Source organism: Frigoribacterium sp. PhB24 (assembly GCF_003755185.1).
In the GTDB taxonomy this organism is placed as follows: domain Bacteria; phylum Actinomycetota; class Actinomycetes; order Actinomycetales; family Microbacteriaceae; genus Frigoribacterium.
This window is the reverse complement of the sequence record NZ_RKIC01000010.1, coordinates 219,471-243,870: the sequence shown is the minus strand read 5'-3', so window position 1 is coordinate 243,870 and position 24,400 is coordinate 219,471. Positions and strand designations below refer to the sequence as shown.

General features: G+C 72.3%; 19 protein-coding genes. 8 read left to right on the top strand and 11 right to left on the bottom strand.

What is annotated here, in order from left to right; all coding sequences use genetic code 11:
• The first annotated feature begins 81 nt into the window (after window positions 1–81).
• The 4 genes from EDF50_RS05905 (at window position 82) to EDF50_RS05885 (ending at window position 5,427) form a co-directional block, all read left to right on the top strand.
• Complete coding sequence (locus EDF50_RS05905; RefSeq protein WP_123518650.1) at window positions 82–1,044, top strand: ABC transporter ATP-binding protein; 963 nt, start codon at window positions 82–84, stop codon at window positions 1,042–1,044.
• A complete protein-coding gene (locus tag EDF50_RS05900; RefSeq protein WP_123518649.1) occupies window positions 1,041–1,919 on the top strand; it encodes an ABC transporter permease subunit in 879 nt (292 codons plus the stop codon). The genes EDF50_RS05905 and EDF50_RS05900 overlap by 4 nt, the downstream gene beginning before the upstream one ends.
• Before the next feature lie 123 nt (window positions 1,920–2,042).
• Window positions 2,043–3,536, top strand: coding sequence for a DHA2 family efflux MFS transporter permease subunit (locus EDF50_RS05895; RefSeq protein WP_123518648.1), 1,494 nt, complete (start codon window positions 2,043–2,045; stop codon window positions 3,534–3,536).
• A 406-nt stretch (window positions 3,537–3,942) separates the two neighbouring features.
• Window positions 3,943–5,427: an MFS transporter gene (locus EDF50_RS05885; protein WP_123518647.1), complete on the top strand. Its 1,485-nt coding sequence runs from the start codon at window positions 3,943–3,945 to the stop codon at window positions 5,425–5,427.
• 130 nt (window positions 5,428–5,557) lie between these two features.
• Here EDF50_RS05885 and EDF50_RS05880 read toward each other — a convergent pair whose 3' ends face one another.
• The 3 genes from EDF50_RS05880 to EDF50_RS05870 all read right to left on the bottom strand — a co-directional run bounded on the left by EDF50_RS05880 (window position 5,558) and on the right by EDF50_RS05870 (window position 7,936).
• Complete coding sequence (locus tag EDF50_RS05880; RefSeq protein ID WP_123518646.1) at window positions 5,558–6,523, bottom strand: glycyl-tRNA synthetase; 966 nt, start codon at window positions 6,521–6,523, stop codon at window positions 5,558–5,560.
• A gap of 302 nt (window positions 6,524–6,825) precedes the next feature.
• Window positions 6,826–7,575, bottom strand: a complete 750-nt coding sequence (locus tag EDF50_RS05875; protein ID WP_123518645.1) for an NAD(P)H-hydrate epimerase — start codon at window positions 7,573–7,575, stop codon at window positions 6,826–6,828.
• An 85-nt stretch (window positions 7,576–7,660) separates the two neighbouring features.
• Window positions 7,661–7,936 carry a hypothetical protein gene (locus EDF50_RS05870; RefSeq protein WP_148076769.1) on the bottom strand — a complete coding sequence of 92 codons (276 nt, stop codon included), beginning with the start codon at window positions 7,934–7,936 and terminating at the stop codon, window positions 7,661–7,663.
• A 47-nt stretch (window positions 7,937–7,983) separates the two neighbouring features.
• On the opposite strand from EDF50_RS05870, the gene EDF50_RS05865 reads away from it, so the two are divergent.
• Window positions 7,984–8,781, top strand: a complete 798-nt coding sequence (locus EDF50_RS05865; RefSeq protein ID WP_123518643.1) for an alpha/beta fold hydrolase — start codon at window positions 7,984–7,986, stop codon at window positions 8,779–8,781.
• Between the two features lie 163 nt (window positions 8,782–8,944).
• Entirely contained in the window at window positions 8,945–10,474 is a 1,530-nt protein-coding gene (locus EDF50_RS17055) for an FAD-dependent oxidoreductase (protein ID WP_123518642.1), read from the top strand.
• On the opposite strand, the gene EDF50_RS05855 is transcribed toward EDF50_RS17055, so the two are convergent.
• Together EDF50_RS05855 and EDF50_RS05850 are read right to left on the bottom strand one after the other, a co-directional pair.
• The gene (locus EDF50_RS05855) at window positions 10,405–11,169 is read right to left on the bottom strand and encodes a Pr6Pr family membrane protein (protein ID WP_123518641.1); all 765 of its coding nucleotides are present in this window, start codon (window positions 11,167–11,169) and stop codon (window positions 10,405–10,407) included. The genes EDF50_RS17055 and EDF50_RS05855 overlap by 70 nt on opposite strands.
• Before the next feature lie 174 nt (window positions 11,170–11,343).
• Window positions 11,344–12,183: an aldo/keto reductase gene (locus EDF50_RS05850; RefSeq protein ID WP_123518640.1), complete on the bottom strand. Its 840-nt coding sequence runs from the start codon at window positions 12,181–12,183 to the stop codon at window positions 11,344–11,346.
• Window positions 12,184–12,515: 332 nt separating this feature from the next.
• Here EDF50_RS05850 and EDF50_RS05845 point away from each other — a divergent pair, with 332 nt between their 5' ends.
• Window positions 12,516–12,794 carry a hypothetical protein gene (locus EDF50_RS05845; protein WP_123518639.1) on the top strand — a complete coding sequence of 93 codons (279 nt, stop codon included), beginning with the start codon at window positions 12,516–12,518 and terminating at the stop codon, window positions 12,792–12,794.
• Window positions 12,795–12,951: 157 nt separating this feature from the next.
• On the opposite strand, the gene EDF50_RS05840 is transcribed toward EDF50_RS05845, so the two are convergent.
• From EDF50_RS05840 to EDF50_RS16795, 5 genes are all read right to left on the bottom strand, one after another.
• The gene (locus EDF50_RS05840; protein ID WP_370453972.1) at window positions 12,952–13,644 is read right to left on the bottom strand and encodes an endonuclease/exonuclease/phosphatase family protein; all 693 of its coding nucleotides are present in this window, start codon (window positions 13,642–13,644) and stop codon (window positions 12,952–12,954) included.
• A 113-nt stretch (window positions 13,645–13,757) separates the two neighbouring features.
• The gene (locus tag EDF50_RS05835; protein ID WP_123518638.1) at window positions 13,758–15,476 is read right to left on the bottom strand and encodes an Ig-like domain-containing protein; all 1,719 of its coding nucleotides are present in this window, start codon (window positions 15,474–15,476) and stop codon (window positions 13,758–13,760) included.
• A 745-nt stretch (window positions 15,477–16,221) separates the two neighbouring features.
• A complete protein-coding gene (locus EDF50_RS05830; RefSeq protein ID WP_123518637.1) occupies window positions 16,222–19,398 on the bottom strand; it encodes a S8 family peptidase in 3,177 nt (1,058 codons plus the stop codon).
• Window positions 19,399–19,555: 157 nt separating this feature from the next.
• Window positions 19,556–20,140, bottom strand: coding sequence for a hypothetical protein (locus EDF50_RS05825; protein WP_123518636.1), 585 nt, complete (start codon window positions 20,138–20,140; stop codon window positions 19,556–19,558).
• Between the two features lie 503 nt (window positions 20,141–20,643).
• Entirely contained in the window at window positions 20,644–21,753 is a 1,110-nt protein-coding gene (locus EDF50_RS16795; RefSeq protein WP_199738649.1) for a helix-turn-helix transcriptional regulator, read from the bottom strand.
• Window positions 21,754–21,823: 70 nt separating this feature from the next.
• Between EDF50_RS16795 and EDF50_RS05810 the strand changes: the two genes are divergently transcribed.
• Complete coding sequence (locus tag EDF50_RS05810) at window positions 21,824–23,269, top strand: mannosyltransferase family protein (protein WP_123518634.1); 1,446 nt, start codon at window positions 21,824–21,826, stop codon at window positions 23,267–23,269.
• A 12-nt stretch (window positions 23,270–23,281) separates the two neighbouring features.
• Here EDF50_RS05810 and EDF50_RS05805 read toward each other — a convergent pair whose 3' ends face one another.
• Window positions 23,282–24,295, bottom strand: a complete 1,014-nt coding sequence (locus tag EDF50_RS05805; RefSeq protein ID WP_123518633.1) for an LLM class flavin-dependent oxidoreductase — start codon at window positions 24,293–24,295, stop codon at window positions 23,282–23,284.
• Between the last annotated feature and the right edge of the window lie 105 nt (window positions 24,296–24,400).

Here is a 24,400-nt window from a genome sequence, read left to right as displayed (position 1 = left end):
GGGGGATGCCCTGGACACCCCCCGCCCCTAGCCTGGGTCGATGCGGACACCCCTCAGCATGCCGACGACAGGACGCACGCGATGATCGAAGCCCGGAACCTCACCAAGATCTACGGAGACAAGCGCGCCCTCGACGACGCGACGTTCACGGTCCGACCCGGTCTCGTCACCGGGTTCCTCGGCCCGAACGGCGCCGGCAAGTCGACCACCATGCGCATGATCGTCGGGCTCGACCGCCCCACCAGCGGCAGCGTCACGGTCAACGGCAAGCGCTTCGCCGACCACGCGGCGCCCCTGCACGAGGTCGGTGTCCTGCTCGACGCCAAGGCCGTGCACACCGGTCGCAGCGCCCACGACCACCTGCTCGCCATGGGCGCCACCCACGGCATCGGCAAGAAGCGCGTCGACGAGGTGATCGCCCTGACCGGCCTCGAGTCGGTCGCGAAGAAGCGCGTCGGCGGCTTCTCGCTCGGCATGGGGCAGCGTCTCGGCATCGCCGCCGCGCTGCTCGGCGATCCCGCCACCGTCATCCTCGACGAGCCGGTCAACGGCCTCGACCCCGAGGGCGTCGTCTGGGTGCGCACCCTGGCCCGCTTCCTCGCGAGCGAGGGCCGCACCGTGTTCCTCTCGTCGCACCTGATGAGCGAGATGGCGCAGACCGCCGACCATCTCATCGTCCTCGGGCGAGGCAAGGTGCTCGCCGACTCCCCCATCTCGGACGTCATCTCGCAGGCCTCGGGTGACGCGGTCCGCGTCCGCAGTCCGCACGCCGACCACCTGGTCTCGCTGCTGCAGGGGCCCGACGTCGCCGTCACGGCCGTCGAGCCCGGCGTCGTCGAGCTGCGGGGCGTCACCGCCGAGCGCGTCGGCGACCTGGCCGCCTCGTCCGGCGTCGTGCTGCACGAACTCACCCCGCTCGTCCGTTCGCTCGAGGACGCGTACATGACCCTCACGCAAGACTCCGTCGAATACCACGCAGGAGGCGCGGCGCGAGGCAGCCACGTCGCCGACGACGCGCAGACCCCCCAGGGAGCGACCCGATGACCGCCACGACCCCCACCCGTCACCGCGACCGCCCCGCACGTCCGACCTCGAAGCTCACCTTCGGCGGCGTGCTCCGCAGCGAGGTCATCAAGCTGCGCACCCTGCGTTCGACCTGGTGGTGCCTGTCGATCATGGTCGTCATCATCGTCGGCTTCGGCGCGCTGTTCGCGGTCAGCGCGGGCCTGTTCGAGGCCGGTCAGGCCAGCGCCGAACAACAGCAGCAGATCGTCGCGCAGTCCGTCTCGGTCGGCGTGGTCTTCGGTCAGCTCGTCGCGTCGATCCTCGGCGTCCTGGTGATCACCGGCGAGTTCGGCACCGGCATGATCCGGTCGACCTTCGCCACGGTGCCCAGACGCCTGCCCGCCGTCGTCGCCAAGCTCGTGGTCATCACGCTGACGCTCTTCGTGGTCTCGCTCGTCGCCCTCGTCGTCACCCTGCTGATCAACAGCGCGATCCTGCCGTCGAACGACATCACGGTCGACTTCGGCGACGGGGCCCTCTGGCAGAGCGTGCTCGGCGCCGCGGCGTCGATCGCGTTCACCGGCATGATCGCCTTCTCACTGGGCGCCATCATCCGCAACGGCGCCGGGGCCATCGCGGCCGCGGTGGGCCTGGTCTTCGTGCTGCCGATCATCGTCCAGATCTTCACGGCGTTCGTCGACGCCGCCTGGGTCTACACGCTGGCCGAGATCATCCCGCCGAACGCTGCCGCCCGGCTCTACGACTACGTCGTCTCCGGCCAGTCGGCCGTGGCGCTGCCGAGCCCCGACGGGGCCCTCGTCCTCGAACCGTGGAGCGCCCTGCTGGTGCTCATCGGCTGGGTCGTGGTGCTCTTCGGACTGGCGCTCGCGCTCGTCAAGCGACGCGACGTCTGACCGACCCGCACCGCGCCTCCTCGCAGGTGACGGCGACGCGTTCGTGACGGATCGGGAAGAACCGGACCGTCTCGTACGTTCAGCCGCACAGGCATACCCGCCGTCATCTCCGAGGAGCCCCACTTGAGCATCGACCCCTCTCCCCCGACGACCGTCCGCGACACCGCGACGACGGGAGCCGACGTCGACCAGGCCGACACCGCCGCCCGCAACAAGCTCGTCATCGGGCTACTGCTCGTCTCGGCCTTCGTGGTGATCCTCAACGAGACGATCATGGGCGTCGCGCTACCCAGCCTCACGCGCGACCTCGACATCACGGTCACGGCCGGCCAGTGGCTGACCACGGGCTTCATGCTCACCATGGCCGTGGTCATCCCGATCACGGGGTTCCTGCTGCAGCGCTTCAACACCCGCCCGGTGTTCATCACCGCGATGAGCCTGTTCAGCCTGGGAACGGCCATCTCGGCGATCGCTCCCGGCTTCGGCGTGCTGCTGCTCGGCCGCGTCGTGCAGGCCTCGGGCACGGCCATCATGATGCCGCTGCTGATGACCACCGTGCTCACCCTCGTGCCGCCGGCCACTCGCGGCCGCACCATGGGCAACATCTCGATCGTCATCTCGGTCGCCCCGGCCATCGGGCCGACCATCTCGGGCGTCATCCTGAGCGTGCTCGAGTGGCGCTTCATGTTCATCCTCGTGCTGCCGATCGCGCTCGCCGCGCTCGCCCTCGGCGCCGCCCGGGTCAAGAACGTCACAACCCCGAAGAAGGTGCCTCTCGACGTCACCTCGGTCATCCTCTCGGCGTTCGCCTTCGGTGGGATCGTCTTCGGGCTCAGCTCCATCGGCGAAGGGGCCGAGGCCGCCGTGCCCGCCTGGGTGCCGCTCGCCGTCGGTGTCGTCGCACTCGCCGCGTTCGTCCTGCGTCAGCGCTCGTTGCAACGCCGCGACCGGGCCCTGCTCGACCTGCGGACGTTCTCGTCGCGCACCTTCACGATCTCGGCCTCGGTGCTCGGCGTCGGCATGATCGCTCTCTTCGGCACCCTGATCGTGCTGCCGATCTACCTGCAGAACGTCCACGGCCTCGACCCGCTCGCCACCGGGCTGCTGCTGCTGCCCGGCGGTCTCGTCCAGGGGCTGCTGTCGCCCGTCGTGGGCCGCCTGTTCGACAGGTACGGCCCGACCGTGCTGCTCGTGCCGGGCACCACGCTCGTCAGCGCCGTGCTCTGGTTCATGTCGACGGTGTCCGAGTCCACGCCGATCCCCATGGTGCTCGGCGCGCACGTCGCCCTCAGCATCGGGCTCGCCTTCATGTTCACCCCGCTGTTCACCTCGGGCCTCGGTTCGCTGCCGTCGAACCTCTACTCGCACGGCAGCGCCATCGTCGGCACGGTCCAGCAGCTGGCCGGAGCCGCCGGCACGGCCGTGTTCGTCACGGTGATGACCCTGGCCGCGACCGCCGCCGCCAGCCAGTCCGGCGCCGGCGCCGCCGCGACCGGAGCCGGCGTCCGTGCCGCGTTCCTCGTCGGTGCGATCATCTCGGTGTTCGCCGTCGTGGGGTCGTTCTTCGTGCGACGCCCGCCGGTCGTCGAGGGAGCCGAGCCGGTCGTCGCGCACTAGTAACTCGCGCCTCGCGCCTCGCCCCTCGCGGGTCGCGGGTCGCGGGTCGCGCCTCGCGCCTCGCCGCGACCACAACAGCGACGGTTCTCGCAACGGCGACCTCTGACCTCGTGGCCCCTGGCAACCTCCAGCCCTCCCGCCCCTCCCGCCCGATCCCCTGGCCGACCGACGAACGCGGCCAACTCCTGATCGCTGCTTCGCCCCTCGTCCGGGCCCCGGTTCTCTCGGCCCGCGCCTCCTCGGAAGCCCTGAGTTCTCGACACGAGCCCTCGCGCATGTGCTGCTGTGACGACCCCCCTGTCGGCGCGGACAGGGACGCCGGGCGCGAGTAGCGTCCGTGCACGTGCAGCTTCTGCAGAGTTGCAGCCTGCGCACTCGTCGTCACGCATCACCGGGAGGCCGACCCATGACAAGTTCACCCACCACCTCGCCGACCGGCGCCTCGGGCGGTGGCACGCGCAGTCTCGTCCCGGCCCGGATGGACCGCCTGCCGTGGACGAGGTTCCACTGGTCGATCGTCGTGGGCCTCGGGTTCTCCTGGGTGCTCGACGGGCTCGAGATCCAGATCGTCGCTTCGGCCGGGTTCCAGGCCGACCTCGGGCTCACCGCGGCCGAGGTGGGCCTGTTGGGCACGATCTACCTCGTCGGCCAGGTCTTCGGCGCCTTGATCTTCGGGCGCATGGCCGACAGCCTCGGCCGGAAGAAGCTCTTCATCCTGACTCTGGCGATCTACCTCGTGGCGAGCGCCATCGCCGGCCTGTCGCCAAACTTCGCCTTCCTGGCCGTGTTCCGGTTCTTCGCCGGCGCCGGCATCGGCGGCGAGTACGCCGCCATCAACTCGGCGATCGACGAGCTCATACCGTCGAAGTACCGAGGTCGTGTGGACATCGCGATCAACGGCACGTACTGGGGTGGAGCGGCTCTCGGGGCCACAGCCAACATCTTCCTGTTGAACCCCGACCTGTTCGCCGAGAACGTCGGCTGGCGCATCGGGTTCTTCATCGGCCCCGTGCTCGGACTCGCGATCATCTACCTGCGGCGGCACATCCCCGAGAGCCCACGGTGGCTGATGACGCACGGCCGCGAGCAGGAGGCCGAGTCGACCGTCGACGACATCGAAGCCCGGGTCGAACGCGACAAGGGCACCGACCACCTCACGCCGGTATCCGACGACCAGGCCATCGAGGTGGTCGCCGCGGGGCGGATCGCGTTCACGACCATCATCCGCACCCTGGTACGCGACTATCCGAAGCGCACCTTCGTCGGTGCCGCGATGATGATCACGCAGTCGTTCCTCTACAACGCGATCTTCTTCACCTACGCGCTCGTGCTCCAGAACTTCTACGGCACGAGCCCCAGCAGCACGCAGTACTTCTTCTTGATCTTCGCCGTGGGCAACCTGCTCGGACCGCTCGTGTTGGGCCCGTTGTTCGACAGCTGGGGCAGACGGCAGATGATCTTCCTGACCTACGCCGTCTCGGCGGCCGTCCTGGCAGTGTCGGCGATCCTCTTCCAGGCGGACGTCTTGAACGCCGCGACGCAGACCGCGTTCTGGAGCGTGTCGTTCTTCTTCGCCTCGGCGGGGGCCTCATCGGCCTACCTGACGGTGAGCGAGATCTTCCCGCTCGAGCTACGGAGCCAGGTGATCGGCTACTTCTTCGCGCTCGGCCAGATCGTCGGGGCCGTCGCACCCAGCCTCTACGGCGCCCTGATCGGCGACGGCAGCGACCGCGGGCCCCTGACCGGTGGGTACTTCCTCGGCGCGGGCGTCATGCTGGTCGGCGGCGTCATCGCCCTGATCTTCGGTGTGGACGCGGCTCGCAAGTCGCTCGAGACGATCACGACTCCACTCTCCGTCGTTCCTTCTTCGAAGGACTCCCCCCGGCGCTGATCCGGTCGCGGCCCCCGCACTGGCTCGGGCGCAGAGGCTTCCGCACTGGCTCGGGCGCAGGGGCTTCCGCACTGGCTCGGGCGCAGGGGCTTCCGCACTGGCTCGGGCGGAGGGGCTTCCGGCCTGCGCCTCATGTCGCCCATGACAGCGCTGCTCGACCGTCGCGCCCTCGGGGAACCGCGAGCCGCCACCTCCTGCGGCCTCTGGACCCGAGCAGTCGTGGAAGGGAGGAGTTGCCGACACCGTCGACCGGACGGGGGCCGCCCGCCGTACGGATGAGGGCGTCGATCGCCGCGGCCGTCGACACCCACCTGTCCCGCACCATCGTCGTGCTCGCCCGGAACGGAACCCGGCCGTTCCGGGCGATGTCCGCGTCCTTGAGCCGGTCCTCGTTGAAGCGTCTCTCGTGATGGAGTCGGCCGTCGGTCTCGAAGCCGACGATCCCGTCGACAACCATGTCGATGATCTTGCCGGTCCCCTCGATGGGGACCTGGCGCACCACGTGGTGCCCGGCTCGACGGAGTCTCGTGCCGGCGGCGCTCTCGAGGATGCTCTCCGCGCCGCCGTCGCTCCAGGCCACGAGGCCGGCGGCGTCGGCGCTCCTGCGGGACAGCACCTCGATGGCGTCCTCGTCGTCCCGCACGATGCCGGCTTCTCTCGCCCAGTCGACGAGGATGACCGCGTCCTCGAGCGAGCGCGTCTCGACGACAGCACGGGCCAGAGCGTCTCGAGGGTCCACCGCCCACGTCGAACCCCGACTGCTCAGCTCGACCGGGTCCCACACAACTCGCACGCCACGTCGCCTCCGGAGGCGCGAAGCCGTGACGGGCACCGACACCGTGACGGGGGCTCGACGCCACGACCACGCCCCGAGCAGATGGAGGGCGGAAGCACCCGTGAGCCGGCCCCCCACGGCCACCGCGACGTAGCGAGGGTCGTGGGACGGCCACGTGGAGTACCACCCCCGGCGCGGCCTGCTGACGCTCCGCGACCGGACGGCGACGGTGAGGTGACGGTCGGTGGCTCCGTGCGAGACCAGGTCGCGTTTGTGGAGCAGCCCTCCGGCGGACGAGACGAGTTCGGCGATGGTGGTCATGCCACCGAGCGTGTCCGAGCCGCGGTGGCCGCCCCACGATCGTTCCTCGTGCAGGGGACGGGGCGACGGATGACGATCCTTGGGGACGAGACGACACCGACCCGGTGACACGTCCGGCCGCCGACGCGGTCCGGGCGTCGAGAACTCCTGCCCCCGGCGCTCACGACGTGGCCGGACCCCGTCCGGTCGTACCCTCGACGACAGCGGACAGGAGTTGCCACCCGCACCGGGGAGGGTGATCGCGGGGACGAGGCGGAGGCGCGGCCGGAAGGCGGGCGTGGGGCCCGGCAAGCCGCGCGCGATCAGCGGGTCGAGAATGCGGGGGTCACGCGCGCGAGCTCGGAGCCGAGGCCGATGTCGACGAGCACGACGCGACCGGCCAGCCCCGAACCGGGTCCTGCCAGCAGCCCGACCTTGTGCCCGCCGAACGTGACGGTGACGTCCGCCGGCAACACGAGGGGCGGTTCGGGCAGGGCCCCGTCGTCCACTCCGATGCCGCTCGGAACGTCGACGGCGATCACGAGCGGCGCCGACCTCCGCAGGCCGCCCGTCGACGCCGAGTCCGCGCCCGTGATCACCGGCAGCATGGCCCGCACCACGCGGAGCGCGTCTCCTCGGAGCCCGACCCCACTCGATCCCGTTCCCACCAGTCCGTCCAGAACGACGTCGTACCCCGGCAGCCGCGCGGCCACGGCCTCGGGATCGCACCACGGTCCCACGTCATCGAGAGCGGCCCCGGCGTCCAGTGCGGCGGCCAGTGCCGCCTCGTGCACGCGGGTCCCCACGGGCACCACGGTCACCGCGCCTCCTCGGGGCAGGAGCTCACGGGCGAGCGGCTCCCCCGCGAAGAGCGTGTCGCCCCCGTTGTTCCCACTGCCCGCGAGCAGCAGCACTCGGGCCGCACGGCCGTACCGAGACACCGAGGAGGCGCGGAGCAGGTCGCGGACGACCTCCGCGAGTCCGTCGGCGGCCCGCTGCATCAGGGGCTCGCCCGCCTCGAGGTGCGGCCGTTCCGCCTCGCGGATCTGTGCCGCCGTCCAAGCATCGACCATGCCCCCACCCTGCTCCGGTCTCGCAGAGGCCGACCATGCCCACCTCGCCCTGACCGTTTCCGGCCAGCCGGACGCCTGCCGCCCCTCAGCGGCCGCCGAACACGGGGAGGACGTACCGACGTGGCGCCGACCCGGACGGCAAATCCTGAGCGCGGATGCGGCCGCCGCCCGTGGCGCCGCTCGAAGACGGTGCCGGCGGCACGATGCAGGAGTTGCCGACGTCGGCCGTCGGCACGCCCCGGGAACGCCGTCGCCCTGGCAGCACGAGCCGCACGAGCCGCACGAGCAGAACGAACAGCACGGGCCGCACGAGCCGCATGGGATGAACGAGCGCAACGAGCGCAACGAGCGCAACGAGCACTACGACCACAACCTGCACGGGCTGTACCGCGCTGCCAGACTGGGGGGATGCGTGCGACCACCCCGAACCCCGTCGACGGCACCGAGATCGCCTACGAGGTCGACGGCGACGGTCCGCCCCTGCTGCTCGTGCACGGCTCGGGTCTGTCGCGCGGCACCTGGCGCGGCCTCGGCTACCTACGTGACCTGCAGCGCGACTTCACGGTGATCGCCCTCGACATGCGCGGCCACGGCAAGAGCGGCAAGCCCCACGACTCGACGGCCTACGACATGCGCCTGCACCGAGGCGACGTCGCGGCCGTGCTCGACGACACGGGGCTCGAGCCGGCGCACTACGTCGGTTACTCGTTCGGGGCCCGCATCGGGCTCTCGATCGCGGCGCACGAGCCCGGCCGGATCCGCACGCTGACCACGATCGGCGGCAGTTGGGCCCCGATGAACGGCAACATCGGTGCCACGTTCACGCCCGACTGGCACGACGCCCTGACGACGGGTGGCATGGCCCGCTTCGTGGACCGGTGGGGTGAGACGATCGGCCGCCCGATCGATCCCGAGACCCGCCTGGCCTTCATGCAGGACGATCCGGCCGCCCTGGCCGCCTTCTTCACCGCGGCCGAGACCGGGGGTGGTCTCACGATCCCGCAGCTCGACTCGGTCGAGGTCCCCACGCTGCTGCTGGCGGGCACGCGTGACGTCGACCGCCACCGCGAGTCGCAGGAGGCCGCCCGCCGCATGCCCGCCGCGGTCTTCTACTCGCTCGTCGGCCAGGACCACGCCTCGTCGCTGCTGCCCGTCGATCAGGTCACCGATCTGCTGCGAACCTTCCTCGAGACCGTCGACGCCTGAGACCGTCGACGCCTGAGACCGCGACCAGGAGGCGCGGCGCCGGGCGCCAGGACACCCCAGGAGGCGCGGTGCCGGGCCCCAGGACCGCCTCCGCCTCGAGGCGTCGGCCGCGGGCCCGGTCCGGCGCGCGGTCGTGCGCCGCGGCTGCGAGAATGGGCGGACCATGGGCATCAGTCGGCGAGCGTTCTTGACGGGTACGGTCTCGGGGGCCGCGATCCTCGTGCTGTCGGCGTGCACGACGGGGTCCCCCACGCCCGCCGGCAGCCCGACCTCGACGGCCACCGGCACGCCGGCCCCGACGCCGACGCCGACCCCGACCCCGACCCCGGGGGCCACCGTCGTCCCCGCCGCCTTCCGCCGCAGCTCGTGGACCGACGACCCCTACTCGCTCGGGGCGACGAGCCACCTCACGCCCGGCACGTCCGACGCCGACCGTCGGCTGCTCGGGACCCCCCTCGACGACCGGCTCTTCTTCGCCGGCGAAGCCGTCGCCTCGACGATGGGCGGCACCGTCTACGGGGCCCGTCAGTCGGGCTTCGACGTCGCGGCGCAGGTCGCCGAGGTCGCCGGGGCGGACGAGCGCATCGCCGTCATCGGCGCCGGCATGGCGGGGGCGACCGCGGCGCGATCCCTGGCCGACCGGGGTTACGACGTCGTCGTCGTCGAGGCCCGTGGCCGGGTCGGCGGGCGGGTGCACAGCGTGCACGGCGACGATTGGCCCTACCCGGTCGAACTCGGGGTCGGCCTGCTCGGCGGGCCCGAGTCGGTGGCCCTGCAGGCCGCCCTCGCCCTGACCCGGGTCCGTACGCGGCCGCTCGACGACACCATCGAGGTCCGGACGTCCGACGCAACGACCGACTCGCTCGGCGACGCGGCCGACCGTCTCGATCAGGCCGCGTCCTGGGCCGCCGGTCGCGCCTCCACGAGCGATGCCGACACCGGCACGAGTGTCGCCGACGCCCTCGCGGGGTCCGGAGCCGACCAGGTCTCGACCCTCCCCGGCTCCGACGGGGTCTCGGACGCCGACCGTCTCGCCCTCGTGCTCGACGACCTGCTCCCGGCCCGTTGGGGCGCCGAGGCGGACGACCTGGCCGTCGCGACGCTCGGCGACGATCCGGCACGCGACCTGCTGCCGACCGGTGACACGCTGGTGACGGGTGGGTTGTCGGGCTTCGTCGCGGGCCTGCTCGAGGGCCTCGACGTCTTGCGTGACAGCAACGTCGTCCGGGTGCAGTACGGCGACCAGGGCGTCGGGCTGCGGCTCGCCACGGGCGAGTCGCTCTCGGTCGACCGCGCCGTGTCGACGATCCCTCTGGGGGTGCTCAAGACCGGGGTCCCCGAGTTCTCGCCCGAGCTGCCGTCCACCCACGCCGACGCGATCGAGGCCCTCGGCGTCGGCGACCGCGAGGTGCTCTGGCTGCGTTTCGACGAGGCCTTCTGGTCCACCCGGGCCACGGTCTGGGCCGTGCTCGACGAGGACGCGCCCTACCGACTCTTCGTCAACCTGATGCCGGCCACGGGAGCCCCCGTCCTGGTCGCCCTGACGGGCGGCGACGCGGCGACCGAGCTCGGCGCGCTCGACGACGACGCGGCGGTGGCCGCGGCGATGCGGAGCCTGGCGCCCTACCTCGACCTCGTGGCCGACGGGGCCCCTGAGCCCACCGACGGATCGACGCCCGACCCGACGTCCTGACCCGCGCCTCCTGGTCCCCCGACCGCGGGAGGCGCAGCGCGCGTCGGTGACGCCGGCCCGCCCCCCGGCCGGGCCCGCGCGTGCGGCCGCACGTGACTGAGGGCGACGAGCGCGACGAGCACGCCGACGATCGTCCCCAGGGCGATGCCGTTGTAGAGCAGGAACTCGCCCGGCCAGGTCACCTGCGCCGGGTCGAGGAAGAAGTACGGGTACCAGCCGACGTCAGCGCCGCGGACGATCGTGAACACGCCCCACACGAGCGGGAACACCAGCACGATCGACACCACGCGCCAGCGAACCCGGGGGCGGTCGGGACCGAGCACCCAGTCGACGAGCACGAAGGTCGGGATCACGAAGTGCAGCACCTGGCTCGACCAGGGCACCTCGATGCGGTAGTTGTGGCCGGCCGACTCGGCGACGATGATGCCGAACACGATGCCCGACACGATGACGTATGTGCTGACCAGGGCATGGACACCCGCGAACCATCCGGGCTCGGGACGGCCGCTCAGCACCAGCACCCCCGCGACCGTGAGCACCACGACGTTGGCCATGTTGCTCTGCTGAGTGAAGTAGCTGAAGTAGTTGATCGAGCTGAAGGTGCTGAACCCGAGCACGTAGACGAAGTCGGCGACCAGCGCGACGACGCCGACGGCGGCCGCGAGCAGGCGTAGGACGCCGACGAACCGTCGCACCGTGTCACGCCCTCCGGGTCTGGTCGGCTGTGGTCTGGGGAAACGTCGATCGTACTAGGCGCCCACCGGATGCCCCGACGTGCCGAGGCCGGGCCCACGCGTCGTGACGACGTGCGGGCCCGGCCTCGGTGCCCCGGCGTCACACCTCGGTGCGGCGCCGTGCCGATCGGAGGATCAGCTGGGGATGTAGTTGAACTCGTCCGGGTTCGGGCCGGTGCGCTCGTCCTTGTTCAGGGCGGTGATCGCGGCCACGTCGGCGTCGGTCAGCTCGAAGTCGAACAGGTCGAAGTTCTCTTCGACGCGCGACCGCGTGACCGACTTCGGGAAGACGATGTCGCCCCGCTGGATGTGCCAGCGCAGCGTCACCTGGGCGGTGGACTTGCCCACGCGCTCGGCGATCTCGGTGATGGTCTCGTCCTTGAGCACGCCGCCCTGGGCGATGGGCGACCAGGCCTCGGTGTGGATGCCCTTCGAGACGCCGAACTCGCGCAGAGCGTCCTGGGTCAGGTACGGGTGCACCTCGATCTGGTTGACGACCGGCACGACCGAACCCTCGTCGAGGATGCGCTCGAGGTGCGGCTGCTGGAAGTTCGAGACACCGATCGACTTCGCGCGGCCGCTCGCGTGGATCTCTTCCAGGGCCTTCCAGGTCTCGACGTAGTCGACGTCGATGCCGGGCAGGGGCCAGTGGATGAGGAACAGGTCGACGTAGTCCTGCTTGAGCGCGTCGAGCGTGCCGTCGAACGCCTTGAGCGCGTCGTCACGCTTGTGGAAGCCGTTGTTGAGCTTCGAGGTGACGAAGATCTCGCCGCGGTCGATGCCGCTCTCGGCGATCGCCTCGCCGACGCCCGCCTCGTTGCCGTACATCTCGGCAGTGTCGATGTGGCGGTACCCGACCTCGAACGCCGTGAGGGTGGCGTCCTTCGTCTCGGCCGGGTCGACCTGGTAGACGCCGAACCCGAGCTGGGGGATCTGGATTCCGTTGTTCAGGGTGATGGTGGGGATCGTGGTCATGTGTACAGCCAACCACCCGACCCCGTCGGGTCTTCCAAGGAAGCACTGGTGCGCGTACCCCGGGCGTGTTACAGTCATGAGTCGCTTGGGCCTCTCTTCTCACAGAGTCCCCGTGCGGTGACGACCGAGTCCACACCGGTGCACCGCCCGAAAAGCCACGCGAGACGACCTCGCCGGATGCGCACGATGACCACCGATCATCGATGCCCTACTTCTCCGGCCGCCGTCATCGCAGGCCCGACCACCGCCGTCAGGCGGACCACGACCGCCCACCCGGCGGGTCGTCCCACGGATTCTGTCGCAGCACAGAGCACACATCGAAATCGAGCATCATGAACGACATCATCAGCATCACCGGCACGGTCACGACCGCGCCCACCCTGACCACCGCCCGCCTCGTCGAGTTCGTCGTCGTCGACGACCGCGGCACCGAGTTCGCCGTCCGCGCCTGGCGCGACGACGTCACCGCCGCCGTCCGCGTCGGCGCGTCCGTCGTCGTCGACGGTGCCGCGGGCTGGGTCATCCCCGGTCGCAGCTGGCGTCACGAGCCGAGCCGCACCATCGTGCAGGCCTCGTCGGTCGAGACGCGCGAGCTCGCACTCGCCGCCTGACCCCGACGAGCGCCCGAGGGCGCGACGACCTTCAGGAGGCGCGGTGTGGCTGTCGGCCGCACCGCGCCTCCTGCGTTCGCCCGGTACCACGACGACGGGCCCGGCCACCGAGAGGTGACCGGGCCCGTCGGGCACCGTGGGCCGAGCGACCGCGGGCTCAGAGCCCCTGGGCGCGGACCAGGATCGGCCGGTGATCGCTGACCCCGGCCGGGAGCGTCACGACGTCCTCGATCTTGAGGTCGTAACTCGTCGCGAAATCGAAGTGGCCCTTGACGTACTTGTAGCCGAGGTAGGTCGGCGTCGAGCTGCGGGTGAGCACGAAGCCGTCCCGCTCGATGTGCTTGCGGAGACCCCCGTGGAACCACGGGTAGTTGAAGTCGCCCACCATCAACATGGGCACGCCCGGCGCCAGTGCGCGCATCAGGCGGTGCGCCGACTCGACCTGCTTCTTGCGCAGGCCGTTCGTGGCCGTGAGGGGCGCGGCGTGGAACGAACCGATGAGCACGTCGCGTCCGCTCTGGCGGTCGGCCAGGTGCATGGCCAGCAGGCGCTCGTGCGCCGGTGACATCACCCGGTCGTGCATCGACTTCTTCAACGCGTAGACGTTCGTGCCCAGCAGCTCGAATCGTGTCCGGCGGTAGTAGGCCGCCAGGCCGAGACGGTTGTTGTGGGTCGAGGCGGCGAGGGCGAAGTCACCGAACTCGTCGGGGATGTCCTTCGTGTCGGCCTCTTGCAGGCAGAGCACGTCGGCGTCGTTGTCCTCGGCGAGCGCACGGATCTCGCCCTTGGCCGTGTGCTCGCGCAGGTTGTAGCTGACGACGCGCATCGTGTGTCCGTTGTGTTCTTCCACGAGTAGCGAACCTAGTCCACGTCTGTTTCAGGGATGCGCAGGTTGGACGAACGGGGGGTGCCTGGTGCGGCGGATGAGACGTCCGCCGGACCCGGCACCCCCGTGTCGGACGGCTACTCGCCGCGGTGCGTGCGGTCGGCGTCCCCGGTGAGGGCGGCGCGGGCCGCTCGGCGACGGCTTCCGACGACGAGCGCGGCACCGAGCAGGGTGAGCAGCGCGGCCAGCGTGACCGGGCCTGTCAACTCGGCTCCGGTAAAGGCGAGACCGGCGGAGGCGGCGGCTCGGGGCGTCGACACGGCCGGAGCGGCGGGGCGCGCCGCGGGAACGGCGGCGGCCGGAGTCGTGGGCGCGGACGACGGCGTCGTGGGCGCGGACGACGGCGTCGTGGGCGCGATCGCGACGGCGGGGGTGCGGGCGAACCAGTCGTTCGAAGCCGTGACGGCCTGCCCCGACCCGATACCGCGCGCCGTCACGGTGCCGACGTCGTGGTGGTCGACGTCACCGGCCGTGACACCCGTCAGGGCGGCGGTGCAGTCGAACGACGCTCCGACCGCGAGCGGGCCGGCCCAGGTGACGCCGGTGGCGGGTCCGCCCAGGGCGCTGAAGTCACAGCTCAGCCCCGTGACCGTCCCGTTGGCGACGACCGCGTCCGAGACCGTGACGTCGGCGAGCGCGTCGGCACCCGTGTTGGTCACCCGGTAGGCCAGCGAGGCGGTCCCGTCGGCGAGGATGACGGCGGCGTCGGCGGTGTCGGCCGCGTTGCCCGCGGCGTCGTCCTTCGTGATGGTGACGGCGGGGACGGGGACAGGGACGTCACCGCTGCCCTCTCCCCCGGCCGAGGCCTGGGTCTTGGACGAGCTGACCGAACCGGTCGTGGTGACGCCGCCGACGACGGTCGACACCGTCGCCAGGTTGGTGAACGTCTGCGCGGGCGTCGCGGTTCCGGTCGGCGCGGGGAGGCTCACGGCGATGCTGACGCGGTCCTGCACGTTGGCGACCTGGGCACCCCAGGTCACGCTGAAGCCGGCGGGCGAACAGGTGGAGGACGTGGGGGTGACGGCGACGGGGGCGGCGGAGGTGCCGTCGGCCTTGAGGCGGATCGAGTCGGTGACCAGGGTGTCGCAGTCGTAGGTCCAGGCCTGTCCCGCGGGGACGGCGTCCGTCGTCGTGGCCGACTCGAACGCGCCCAGCGGGGTGAGCACGTGCCAGGTGAGGAAGCGGGCCGCCGTGGAGCGTCCCTGGTCGGCGGCGGCGTAGGTGCCGTACTTGGTGGGCTGGTCCTGGCCGCGGGGCACCCCGGTCGGGGTGACCACGGTCGTGAAGTCGCGCCCGTCGTTCGTGGTCGACGTGAACGGCGTGGGGACGCCGGAGGGCGTGGTGCTCCCTTCGAAGTCCGACGTGACGAACGCCTGTCCGCTGACGTTGAGGTGGGCCTCGGCGTAGTCGGTCATCGTGAACGTGACCACGGAGGGTCGCGTCCCGACGACGGTGGCGTCGGCCACGATCGCGCCGGTGGCGGGGTCACGGAGCGCGAACTCCGTCGGCAGGTTCTTCAGGTGCTCGCTGAGGGCCAGCGTGAAGGTGTCACCGGCCGTGGTGTCGTCCGGGACCTGCCAGGCGATCGTCGTGGTGAGCTGGGTCCCCTGCTTCGGCGTGGTCGGGGTGACCGTCACGTTCGTGATGGCGTTGTCGATCTCGGCGGCCCGGGCCGGCGCGGCGGCACCGGCGAGGGCGGCCGTGCCGGCCAGGGCGAGGGTGGCGAGCAGCGCGGCGGACAGGCGCTGGGCCCTCCGCCCGCGACGGGGAGTCCCTGCGAGGGTGAGCGAATGCATGTGGTGCCTTTTCCGGGTAGGGCAGGCGCGCGCCTCGACCTGCTCGCCCGGCGCCGTGTTCGGGTACGGTGCCGGGTTCGGGTGAGCGGGGATCGTCACGTCTCGGGTGACACTCAAGGTAGGACCGGGACCCTGACAGTGTCCACCGTTCGGGGGACAGATCACCCGGACGAGGAACGGGCGGCGTCGGTGGCCCCCAGAGCCACCTGCTCCGGGGCATCGGACCCGGCGCGGCGCCCGTCCCGCGACGGCAACTCCTGACCCCTGCCACACCGTGAGCGGCACCCCGCACGAGCACGCCGGACCCGCGGCAGCAACCCGGAGTTTCCCACGCGACGAACGCCCGCCACGGCAACTCCTGACCCCTGCCACGCCGCGAGCGGCACCCCGCACGAGCACGCCGAACCCGCGGCAGCAACCCGGAGTTTCCCACGCGACGAACGCCCGCCACGGCAACTCCTGACCCCTGCCACACCGCGAGCGGCACCCCGCACGAGCACGCCGGACCCGCGGCAGCAACCCGGAGTTGCCCACGGGTGGGGCAGGCAGGGTGGGGCAGGCAGGGCAGGGCGGGGCAGGCAGGGCAGGGTGGGGCAGGCAGGGCAGGGTGGGGCAGGCAGGCAGGGCAGGGCGGGGCAGGGCAGGGGCAGGGCAGGGGCAGGGGGCAGGGCACACGGGGAGGCGGCGGCCGCCTTCGGGAGAAGGTGGCCGCCGCCGGGTGGCTCAGGCCCTCAGGCCGTGCCCACTACCCGCGCCACGGGAACCAGCTGTGGAAGAGGTCGCCCAAGGCGTTCCAGATCCACTGCAGGATGTCGCCGAGGTTCCATCCGCCGGGGTGGCCGGGGCCGGGGCCCGGGCCCGGGTCGGTCGGCGTCTCAGGCTCCGCACCCGAGGCGACCGTCAGGTAGGTGACCTGCCCGGTGTCGCCGTACACGACGCGACCGAGGAAGGTCCCTTCGTAGGGCAGGCCGCTCCAGGACGCCGTCAAGGTCGTGGTCTCGCCCAGTCCGGCCGTGAGGGTGGCCGGATCGACCGTGAGGCCGCCGACGGCCGCCGCCGGGTCGAGCAGGTACGAGGTCAGCGTGTAGTCGAGCTGCCCGGCCCCGCTGTAGAAGTCGACCAGCAGCACGTACTCGCCTGCAGCCGGGGCGTCGAGGTCGATCTGCTCGTCCGCCGAACCCGTCGCCGAGGAGGCGGCGAGCTGGTCGGGCGCGCCGTCGGCACCGGCCGTGTAGAGCAGCAGGTCGAGGTCGGCCGTGTCGTCGGCGCTGTCGAGCGCGAAGCGGGCGTGGGTGGTGCCCTCGGCGATCGTGACCGGCGTCTCGGCCGCGTCGGCGCCCGCCGTGCCCGAACCGGTCGTGACCTGTCCGGCGGCGAGCCCCTCGGTGGCGAGCGGCAGCTCGAGGGCGTCGCCGGCCGTGACGTCGAAGGCCGCCTCGCCCGTGGCGCCCTCGCCGGCCACCTCGGCCGGTGCCTGCAGCTGGACGGGCCGCACGGCGAGCGGGCTGCGCACGTCGTGGGTCCCGTCGGTCCAGGTGAGGTAGCCGGTGGCGAACTGGTCCAGCGCGGCCGTCGTCCGGGTGAAGGTGACCGTGTAGTCCTGCTTCTCACCCGCGGCGCCGAAGGTCAGCGTCGAGGGTTCGACCGACGCCGTGACGCCGTCCATCTCGATCGGGGCGACCGTGTAGGTGCCCGCGCCGGTCGAGGTGACGGTCCGCGTGACCTGTGCGGTGCCGGCGAGTGAGCCGACGCTGATCGACGGCAGGTTGAGCGACGAGTCGGTGCCGTCGACCGTGTCGATCGAGTCGACGTAGGCCTGCCAGTCGGCCGGGCCGTTCTCGTAGAGCAGTCCGGGTTCGAGGAACGCGGTCGGGTCGACGTGGCCGGCGCCCTGGGCGAAGACGTCCCGGCTCGGGGCTCCGTCCTCTCCGACGAGGTCGTAGGCGGTCGTCATCATGGCCGACTTGACCTCGTCGGGTGTCCAGTCGGGGTGCACGCTCGTCGAGAGGTACAGCGCGGCAAGGCCGGCGATGTGCGGCGACGACATCGACGTGCCCGACAGGAACTCGTACGTGCCGGGCTCGCCCTGCGCGTTGGCTCCGTCGGCGAGGATCGCCACGCCGGGGGCCGAGATGTCGGGCTTGAGCAGGTTGCCGCCGTCGGCCGTCACCGGACCACGCGACGAGAAGCCCGCGATCTGCGGGGTGGCGGGCTCGGGCAGCGTGCCCGGGTTGCCGTCGAGCAGGGTCACGGCAGCGCCCTCGGTGTCGGCGTACGCGTGGATCGCGTCGTAGGCGTCGGCGTCGAGGTGCACGGTGGGGACGGCGTGCTCGTCGAGATCGACCGAGCTGCTCGTCGGGTTGACGAGCACCATGCCGATGCCGCCGGCACGCCCGACCTCGGCCGACTTGGCCGTGCGGTCGTAGACGCCGCGGTCGCACAGCACGATCGTGCCGGCGGCCTTCGTGGGATCGAGCGTGTCCGGCGCGCAGAGGGCGACGGCGGTGGGGTCCGCGCCGGTGGCCGCGACGGCGGTCGACGAGACGAGGTCGCCCGTCAGGCCGTCGGTGCCGGTCGGCACGGTGATCGAACCACCCAGGTAGTCGGTGCCGTCGGCGGTCCGCACGGTCGCACCGTAGCTGGGGATCGTCGACGCGGCGACCGTGGTGACCCAGGGCGCGGCGTTGTCGGCGGTCGTCGGGGTCGGGCCGTCGTTGCCGGCCGAGGCCGCCACGAAGACGCCGGCCGAGGCCGCGCCGAGGAACGCCTGGTCGGTGGCCGAGAAGGTGCTCGTCGCGCCGCCCCCGCCGATGGAGTAGTTGATGACGTCGACGCCGTCGGTGACCGCGGCCTCGATGGCGGCGATCAAGTCGAGCGTGGCACAGCCGTCGTCGTCGGTGGCGACGCGGTCGGGGCCGTCCCAGCAGACCTTGTAGGCCGCGATCTTCGCGGCGGGCGCGACGCCCGAGACGGTGCCGAACGAGCGGTCGCCGATGGTGGCCTCGACGTCGGCGTTGCCCGCTGCGGTCGACGCCGTGTGCGAACCGTGGCCGTTGCCGTCACGGGGCGAGAGGTACTCGCCCTGGTCCTCGGTGCCGATGTTGCCGACGCCGAAGCCGTCGACGAAGTAGCGGGCACCGATCAGCTTCGTGTTGCAGTCGTCCGCGTCGAACTGCACCCCGGTCTGGCACACGCCGGTGAAGGTGCCGCCGTCGCCCTTGGCGAAGACGGTCCGGTCGCCGTCGAGATGGGGCTCGGTGTCGCTCGCCGACCCCAGCGGGTCGCCGGCGAACGAGGCGTTGCCGGCGGCGATGCCCGAGTCGATGATGCCGACGACGACTCCGTCGCCGGCTTTCTCACGCCCGCCGACGGCGTCCCAGACGCCACCGTTCCCGTCGGCGTCGCCGAGGCCGAGGAACTCGGTCGAGGGCGTCGCCTGCAGCTTGAGGAGCTCGTTCTTCGAGACGGCGGCGACCGCCGGGTCGCTCGCGAGCTTCGCGGCCTGGTCCGCGGTGAGGTCGGCGGCGAAGGCGTTGGTCGTGACGGCGTAGCTCGCTTCGACGGTCGCGCCGGCCGCCGCGGCGACGTCCTGCTGGACGCCCCGCAGGTGCTCGGCGTAGTCCTGGACGGGAGCGCTCTGCGCGTCGAGGTCGCTGCCCTCGGGCACGGCGGTGCGGGCGAGGCCCGGCGTGCCGCCGTCGTAGGTCGCGGCCGCGGGCTCGCGGAGCGTGACGATGTACTTGCCGTCGGCGAACTGGCTGTCGCCCACGACGGCCGGACCATCCGCGGCGAAGGAGACGGTGGCCGGCACCGCGACGAGGCCCGCGGCGACGACGCCGGTGGCCAGCAGGGTGGCGAGGCCTCCACGGAGGCGGGTGCGGGGCGGAGCGGTCGGCCTGCGTCGGCCGGTTGGTGTGATCACGGATCGCCTTTCGATGCACGCCGTGCGGAGCGTGCTGTCGGGGGTGCGCCGCAGCCCCCGGCCGCGGTCGATCCATAAGAACTACCTGTGAATGCGCCTGACCCTCTAGTGGGGGTCATGGCCGAAAGCGGCCACTGACCGGCTCCGGCCAGAGAGTTCACACGAGGAGGCGCGGGTGGGGCACCGAGGACGTCCCCCCTTCGGCGGACGGTCGCCTCGCCGCGCCTCCCCACGTTCCCGTGAGCCCGAGCCGAGCCGTCAGCCAGTCCGTCCCCGTGGCGAGCCCCCGGGACGCCGTCGACCAGTCGTGACCGCTGGACCCCGCGCTGCCGACGTAGGGCGCGCGGGCGGCCAGCACGGCGAGCGGCTGGGCGGCGTCGTACGCGGCGCGGTCGCCGCCGAAGCCGTGGTGCGCCCGGGCGACGGCGGCGAGCGTCTCGACCATCCGCCCGGCGTCGACCAGGTTCTCGGGTGCTGCGCCGGGGCCCTGTCCCGACAGGACGACGTCGAGGGGGAGGGGTGGGGGGTCGGCCGCGAGCGCGGCGGGCGGCAGGTAGACGAGCGCGTCCCGCGCGTCGAATCGGGACGCCGTGCCCGGGATGCTGACGCTGCCGAGCCGCCCCTTCGACGGCAGGTCGGCCGGTGCCCGCCAGGTGCGCCCCAGGTCGGGCGTGTCCGGGGTCGCCGTCCGTCCGGCCCGCACGGCGGCCGTCTGCGCGGCCGACACGACGAGTGCCGGCACGTCCGAGATGCCGAGCAGCGAGCAGCGAGCCCACGGTCGGGAAGAGCCCGCCGTCGCGGTTGATCGCGAGCCCCGTGGCGAGGACCATCACGACGGCCGTCGACACGGCCAGGACGCGTCGCCGGGTGCCCCCGCGGACCAGGGCGACCACGGCCGTGCCGACGACCACCAGCAGGGCACCGACCCAGAGCCGGTCGACCCAGGTGGGCGAGACGTCGAGGACGTCCTCGACGTCTCCGAGCCACCAGGTGACGACCGCGCCGAGCCCGGCCCCCGGGGCGGCGGCTCCGGCGATCCAGCGCCACCAGGTGACGGCCCGACGCGGTCGACGCAGCGTGAGGACCACGAGGGCCCCGGCCATCGCGTAGACGGCGGCGAGGGTGCCCACGGAGACGAGGGAGAGCCTCGACACGGCGACTCGGGACGGGGCGGAGGGGTACCGTCCGGGACGCTATCGAGGTGACTCGATGGGCGAGCCGTGAACCGCCTGGGCGTCGGCTGACTCAGACCCAGCCGCGGCGGGCGGCCTCGACGCCGGCGTGGAAGCGGTTGCTCGCGCCGAGCTCGTCGAACAGCGCGTGCAGGCGCCGCCGCAGGGTGCGGGACGAGATGCCCAACTGACCCGCGATCACGTCGTCGGTGGCCCCGGCGGCCACGAGGGCCAGCAGGTCGCGTTCGGCGGGGGTGGGAGGGCGCGTCGCCGGTCGCGCCTCCTCGTCTCGGGACGGAACGGCGCCACCGCGCGTCCGTGTCGCTCCGGACGCCGACGCGGCCGCCAGCCGGGCGGCCACCGAGGCCCAGTCGACCGCGGCGCGACCCACACCGGGCGTCCCGGGCACGGGCGACGCGCCACGCCAGCGGGCCTCGAACAGGTCGTAGAGCGCGGCGACGAGTGGCTCGGACTCGGTCACCAGGGCCTCGGGCCTCTCGGGGTCGTGGCCGATCGAGACGAGGGCGACACGACGGTCGGCGATGGCCAGCTTGACCGGCAGGTCGTGCGTGATGCGGGCCTCCTCCCCGTCGGCTCCGAGGCGGTGCACGCCCTGCCAGCTGCCGTCGACCGAGATGCTCGCGACCGTGTAGACGGCCCGCCAGCGCACCCCGCGCCCGAGGGCGACCCGCTGGGTGGACTCGTTGGACGCGACCACGTAGGGCGGACGGTCGAAGGCGACGAAGTCGGTGGTGGCGCGGTGCTCGAGCCGGGAGTACCAGTCGCCCACGGCCGCGTGACCGACGACGACCCTGGTCAGCTGGTCGGCGTCGTGCGGACGCCGCCCTTCGTCGAACAGCTCGCCGAGCTCGGGCACGGCCGCCCGCACCTCGACGAGCTCGTCGGCGCGCGCGGCGACCACCGCCGGCACGGCCACGCGAGGATCGACGGCACCGTAGCCCTCGCCGCCCGCCGTCCGTTGGACGAGCCCGAGCGAACGGAGGCGCTCCAGGGCGGCCAGGGCCGTCGCCTCGTCGAGGCGCACGGCTCGTGCCACGGCCGCCGCGGTCGGCCCGGCCGCCGCACTGTCCTCGTCCGCCGGGCCGCCCCCGGCGACGACGTGACGGTAGACCGTGACCGCCACGTCGTCGATCCCGAGGGCGGCGAAGGACGGAAGGGGCACGGGTCGATCTTGCCCCGTCCCGGCCGAGTCTTGGTAGCGTCGACCAGATGACCGGACAGGGGGCGGGGCGGTGAGCCGCGAGACGATCGCGTCGCCGACGGCGACGAGGCAGCGTCGACCCGCGTTCTCCGTCGACCTGGCCGGTCGCTTCTCGGGCAGCTGGCGCAGCGTGGTGGTCGTCTACCTGGCGTCCCGGCTGTTCTCGACGAGTGTGCTGTTCGCCGTCTACGAGATCGCCAAGCTGGCCGGGGCGACCTTCATCACGCCCGGCAGCGACCGCAGCTTCCTCGACTTCACCTCGTCGTGGGACGCCGACCGGTACCGCACGATCGCGCTGCACGGCTATCCGTCGACCCTGCCGACCGGCGCGACCGGCGAGGTGCTGCCGAACGAGTGGGCGTTCCTGCCGGTCTTCCCGTACCTCTGCCACCTGCTGATGGTGGCCACGGGCATGGACTTCATCGTCGCCGCGCCCTTGCTCGCCACCGTGTTCGGTGCGGGCGCCGCGATCGTGCTCCACCGCCTGCTCGTGACGAAGGTCGGACACACGGGGGCCCTCTGGGCCGTGCTGCTGTTCTGCTTCGGACCGATGGCCTTCGTCATGTCGGTCGGCTACGCCGAGAGCCTCTTCCTGCTGCTGATGTTCGGCGGCCTGCTCGCCATGCAGCGGCGGCAGTACCCGCTCGTGGCGGCAGCGGGCATCGTCGCCTCGTTCGTCCGGCCCGGTGCGCTCGCCCTGGCGTTGGCGCTCGGCATCCACCTGATCGTGCGCTGGCACACCGAGCGCGAGCGGCCGGCGGGGCGGTCGACGGTCGCGGCCGCGGCCGCGGCGCCGACCGCCGCGGCGCCGACCGTCGCGGCGCCGACCGTCGCGGGGTCGCCGTCGACCGGGGACGCCGGGACGCGACGCATCGCCGGGATCGGCACCGCGCCTCCTGCGCTCGCCCTCGCCGCCCGAACGTCGGCCCGACGAGCCTGGGCCGGGCTGCGCGAGTTCGTCGTCGGCGGTCGGATGCCGACGCGCGAGGTGACGACGATCGTCGTGGCGGGGCTCGCGATGGCCGCGGCCGGGCTCGCGTGGCCGGTCGTCGCCCACGTGGTGACAGGACAGTCGGACGCCTACCTCGAGACCGAGATGGCCTGGTGGGTCGACTACGTCGGACGCCCCGCGTTCGTGCCGCTGACACCGTGGTTCCTGCTGGCCGGACGCTGGCTCGGCATCGGCGGGATCGTGCTCGTCCTGGCCATCGTCGCGTCGTTCACGTTCTGGATGACCCGCCGCTCGACCCTGCGACTCGGCCACGAGGTCGTCGCCTTCGTCGCGGGGTTCTTCGCCTACCTCGTCGCGGTGTTCCTGCCGCAGCAGAGCCTGTTCCGCCTGCTCATGCCGCTCAGCCCCGTGCTCGGGACGCCGGCGATCTCGTCGCGGCCGTGGCTGCGTCGGACGATGCTGCTCGGCGGTGCGGCGCTTCAGCCGGTCGCCGTCGTCTTCGTCTTCCTCTTCACCGCGCCGTAACCCCGACGCGGGCTACACGGCGGCGGGGGCCGGCCGCATCGCGTCCGCGAGCAGCGCGACCGAGCGGAGGCGCGCCTCCGTCGACGAGGCCGAGTGCGCGACGATCAGCTCGTCGGCCTGGGCCGTGCGCGCGAACTGCTCCATGTACTCGCGTGCGTCGCCGGGCGTGCCGACGGCGGTGTAGGTCGTCATGGTCTGGACGTGCTGACCCACGGGGGTGCGCAGCAGGTGGTCGAGCTCGTCGTCGCCGAACTCGCGCGTGGGGTCGATCTGCCCGCTCTGGCGGAGCAGCATCATCAGGCGCTGACGCTTGACGGCGGCGAACTGGGTGTCGGCGTCGTCCGCGTCGTCCGCGACGACCGCGTTGACGGCGGCGAGCACGTACGGCTCGCTCAGCTGGGCCGACGGCTGGAACTCGCGACGGTAGGCCGAGACGGCGTCGACCAGGTCGCCGGGAGCGAAGTGCGAGGCGAAGGCGTAGGGCAGGCCGAGGGCGGCGGCGAGCTTCGCGCCGAACAGCGACGAGCCGAGGATGTACAACGGCACGTTCGTGCCGGCACCGGGGACGGCCTGGACGCCGGCGACGCGGGACTCCCCCGCGAGGAAGGCCTGCAGTTCGACGACGTCCTGCGGGAAGCGCTCGGACGACGCCGGGTCGCGGCGCATGGCGCGGAACGTGGCCTGGTCGCTGCCGGGGGCGCGGCCGAGACCGAGGTCGATGCGGCCCGGGTGGAGGGTCTCGAGGGTGCCGAACTGCTCGGCGATGGCGAGCGGCGAGTGGTTGGGCAGCATGACACCGCCCGAGCCGAGGCGGATGGTCGACGTCTGGCTCGCGATGTGGGCGATCAGCACCGACGTCGCGCTCGACGCGATGGAGGCCATGTTGTGGTGCTCGGCGTACCAGACCCGCCGGTACCCGCTCGCCTCGGCCTGCTGCGCCAGGGCCACGGAGGCCGCGAAGCTCTCGCGCACGGTCTGACCGGGTGCGACGGGGGCGAGGTCGAGGATCGAGAGGGGAATGCTCATGCGGGGGTAACAACGACCGGCGTCGCCGTATGCCCCCGGCACGGAAACGAGTGGTCCCGGATCGTCGTCCGCCGGGGGGGCGGAGGACGATCCGGGACCACTCGA

Bases quoted from the DNA above. Each gene is read 5' to 3' on its own strand.
- EDF50_RS05900 (WP_123518649.1), top strand. From the start codon at position 1,041: ATGACCGCCACGACCCCCACCCGTCACCGCGACCGCCCCGCACGTCCG.
- EDF50_RS05885 (WP_123518647.1), top strand. From the start codon at position 3,943: ATGACAAGTTCACCCACCACCTCGCCGACCGGCGCCTCGGGCGGTGGC.
- EDF50_RS05880 (WP_123518646.1), bottom strand. From the start codon at position 6,523: ATGACCACCATCGCCGAACTCGTCTCGTCCGCCGGAGGGCTGCTCCAC.
- EDF50_RS17055 (WP_123518642.1), top strand. From the start codon at position 8,945: ATGGGCATCAGTCGGCGAGCGTTCTTGACGGGTACGGTCTCGGGGGCC.
- EDF50_RS05835 (WP_123518638.1), bottom strand. From the start codon at position 15,476: ATGCATTCGCTCACCCTCGCAGGGACTCCCCGTCGCGGGCGGAGGGCC.
- EDF50_RS05865 (WP_123518643.1), top strand. From the start codon at position 7,984: ATGCGTGCGACCACCCCGAACCCCGTCGACGGCACCGAGATCGCCTAC.
- EDF50_RS05805 (WP_123518633.1), bottom strand. From the start codon at position 24,295: ATGAGCATTCCCCTCTCGATCCTCGACCTCGCCCCCGTCGCACCCGGT.
- EDF50_RS05845 (WP_123518639.1), top strand. From the start codon at position 12,516: ATGAACGACATCATCAGCATCACCGGCACGGTCACGACCGCGCCCACC.
- EDF50_RS05905 (WP_123518650.1), top strand. From the start codon at position 82: ATGATCGAAGCCCGGAACCTCACCAAGATCTACGGAGACAAGCGCGCC.
- EDF50_RS05850 (WP_123518640.1), bottom strand. From the start codon at position 12,183: ATGACCACGATCCCCACCATCACCCTGAACAACGGAATCCAGATCCCC.
- EDF50_RS05875 (WP_123518645.1), bottom strand. From the start codon at position 7,575: ATGGTCGATGCTTGGACGGCGGCACAGATCCGCGAGGCGGAACGGCCG.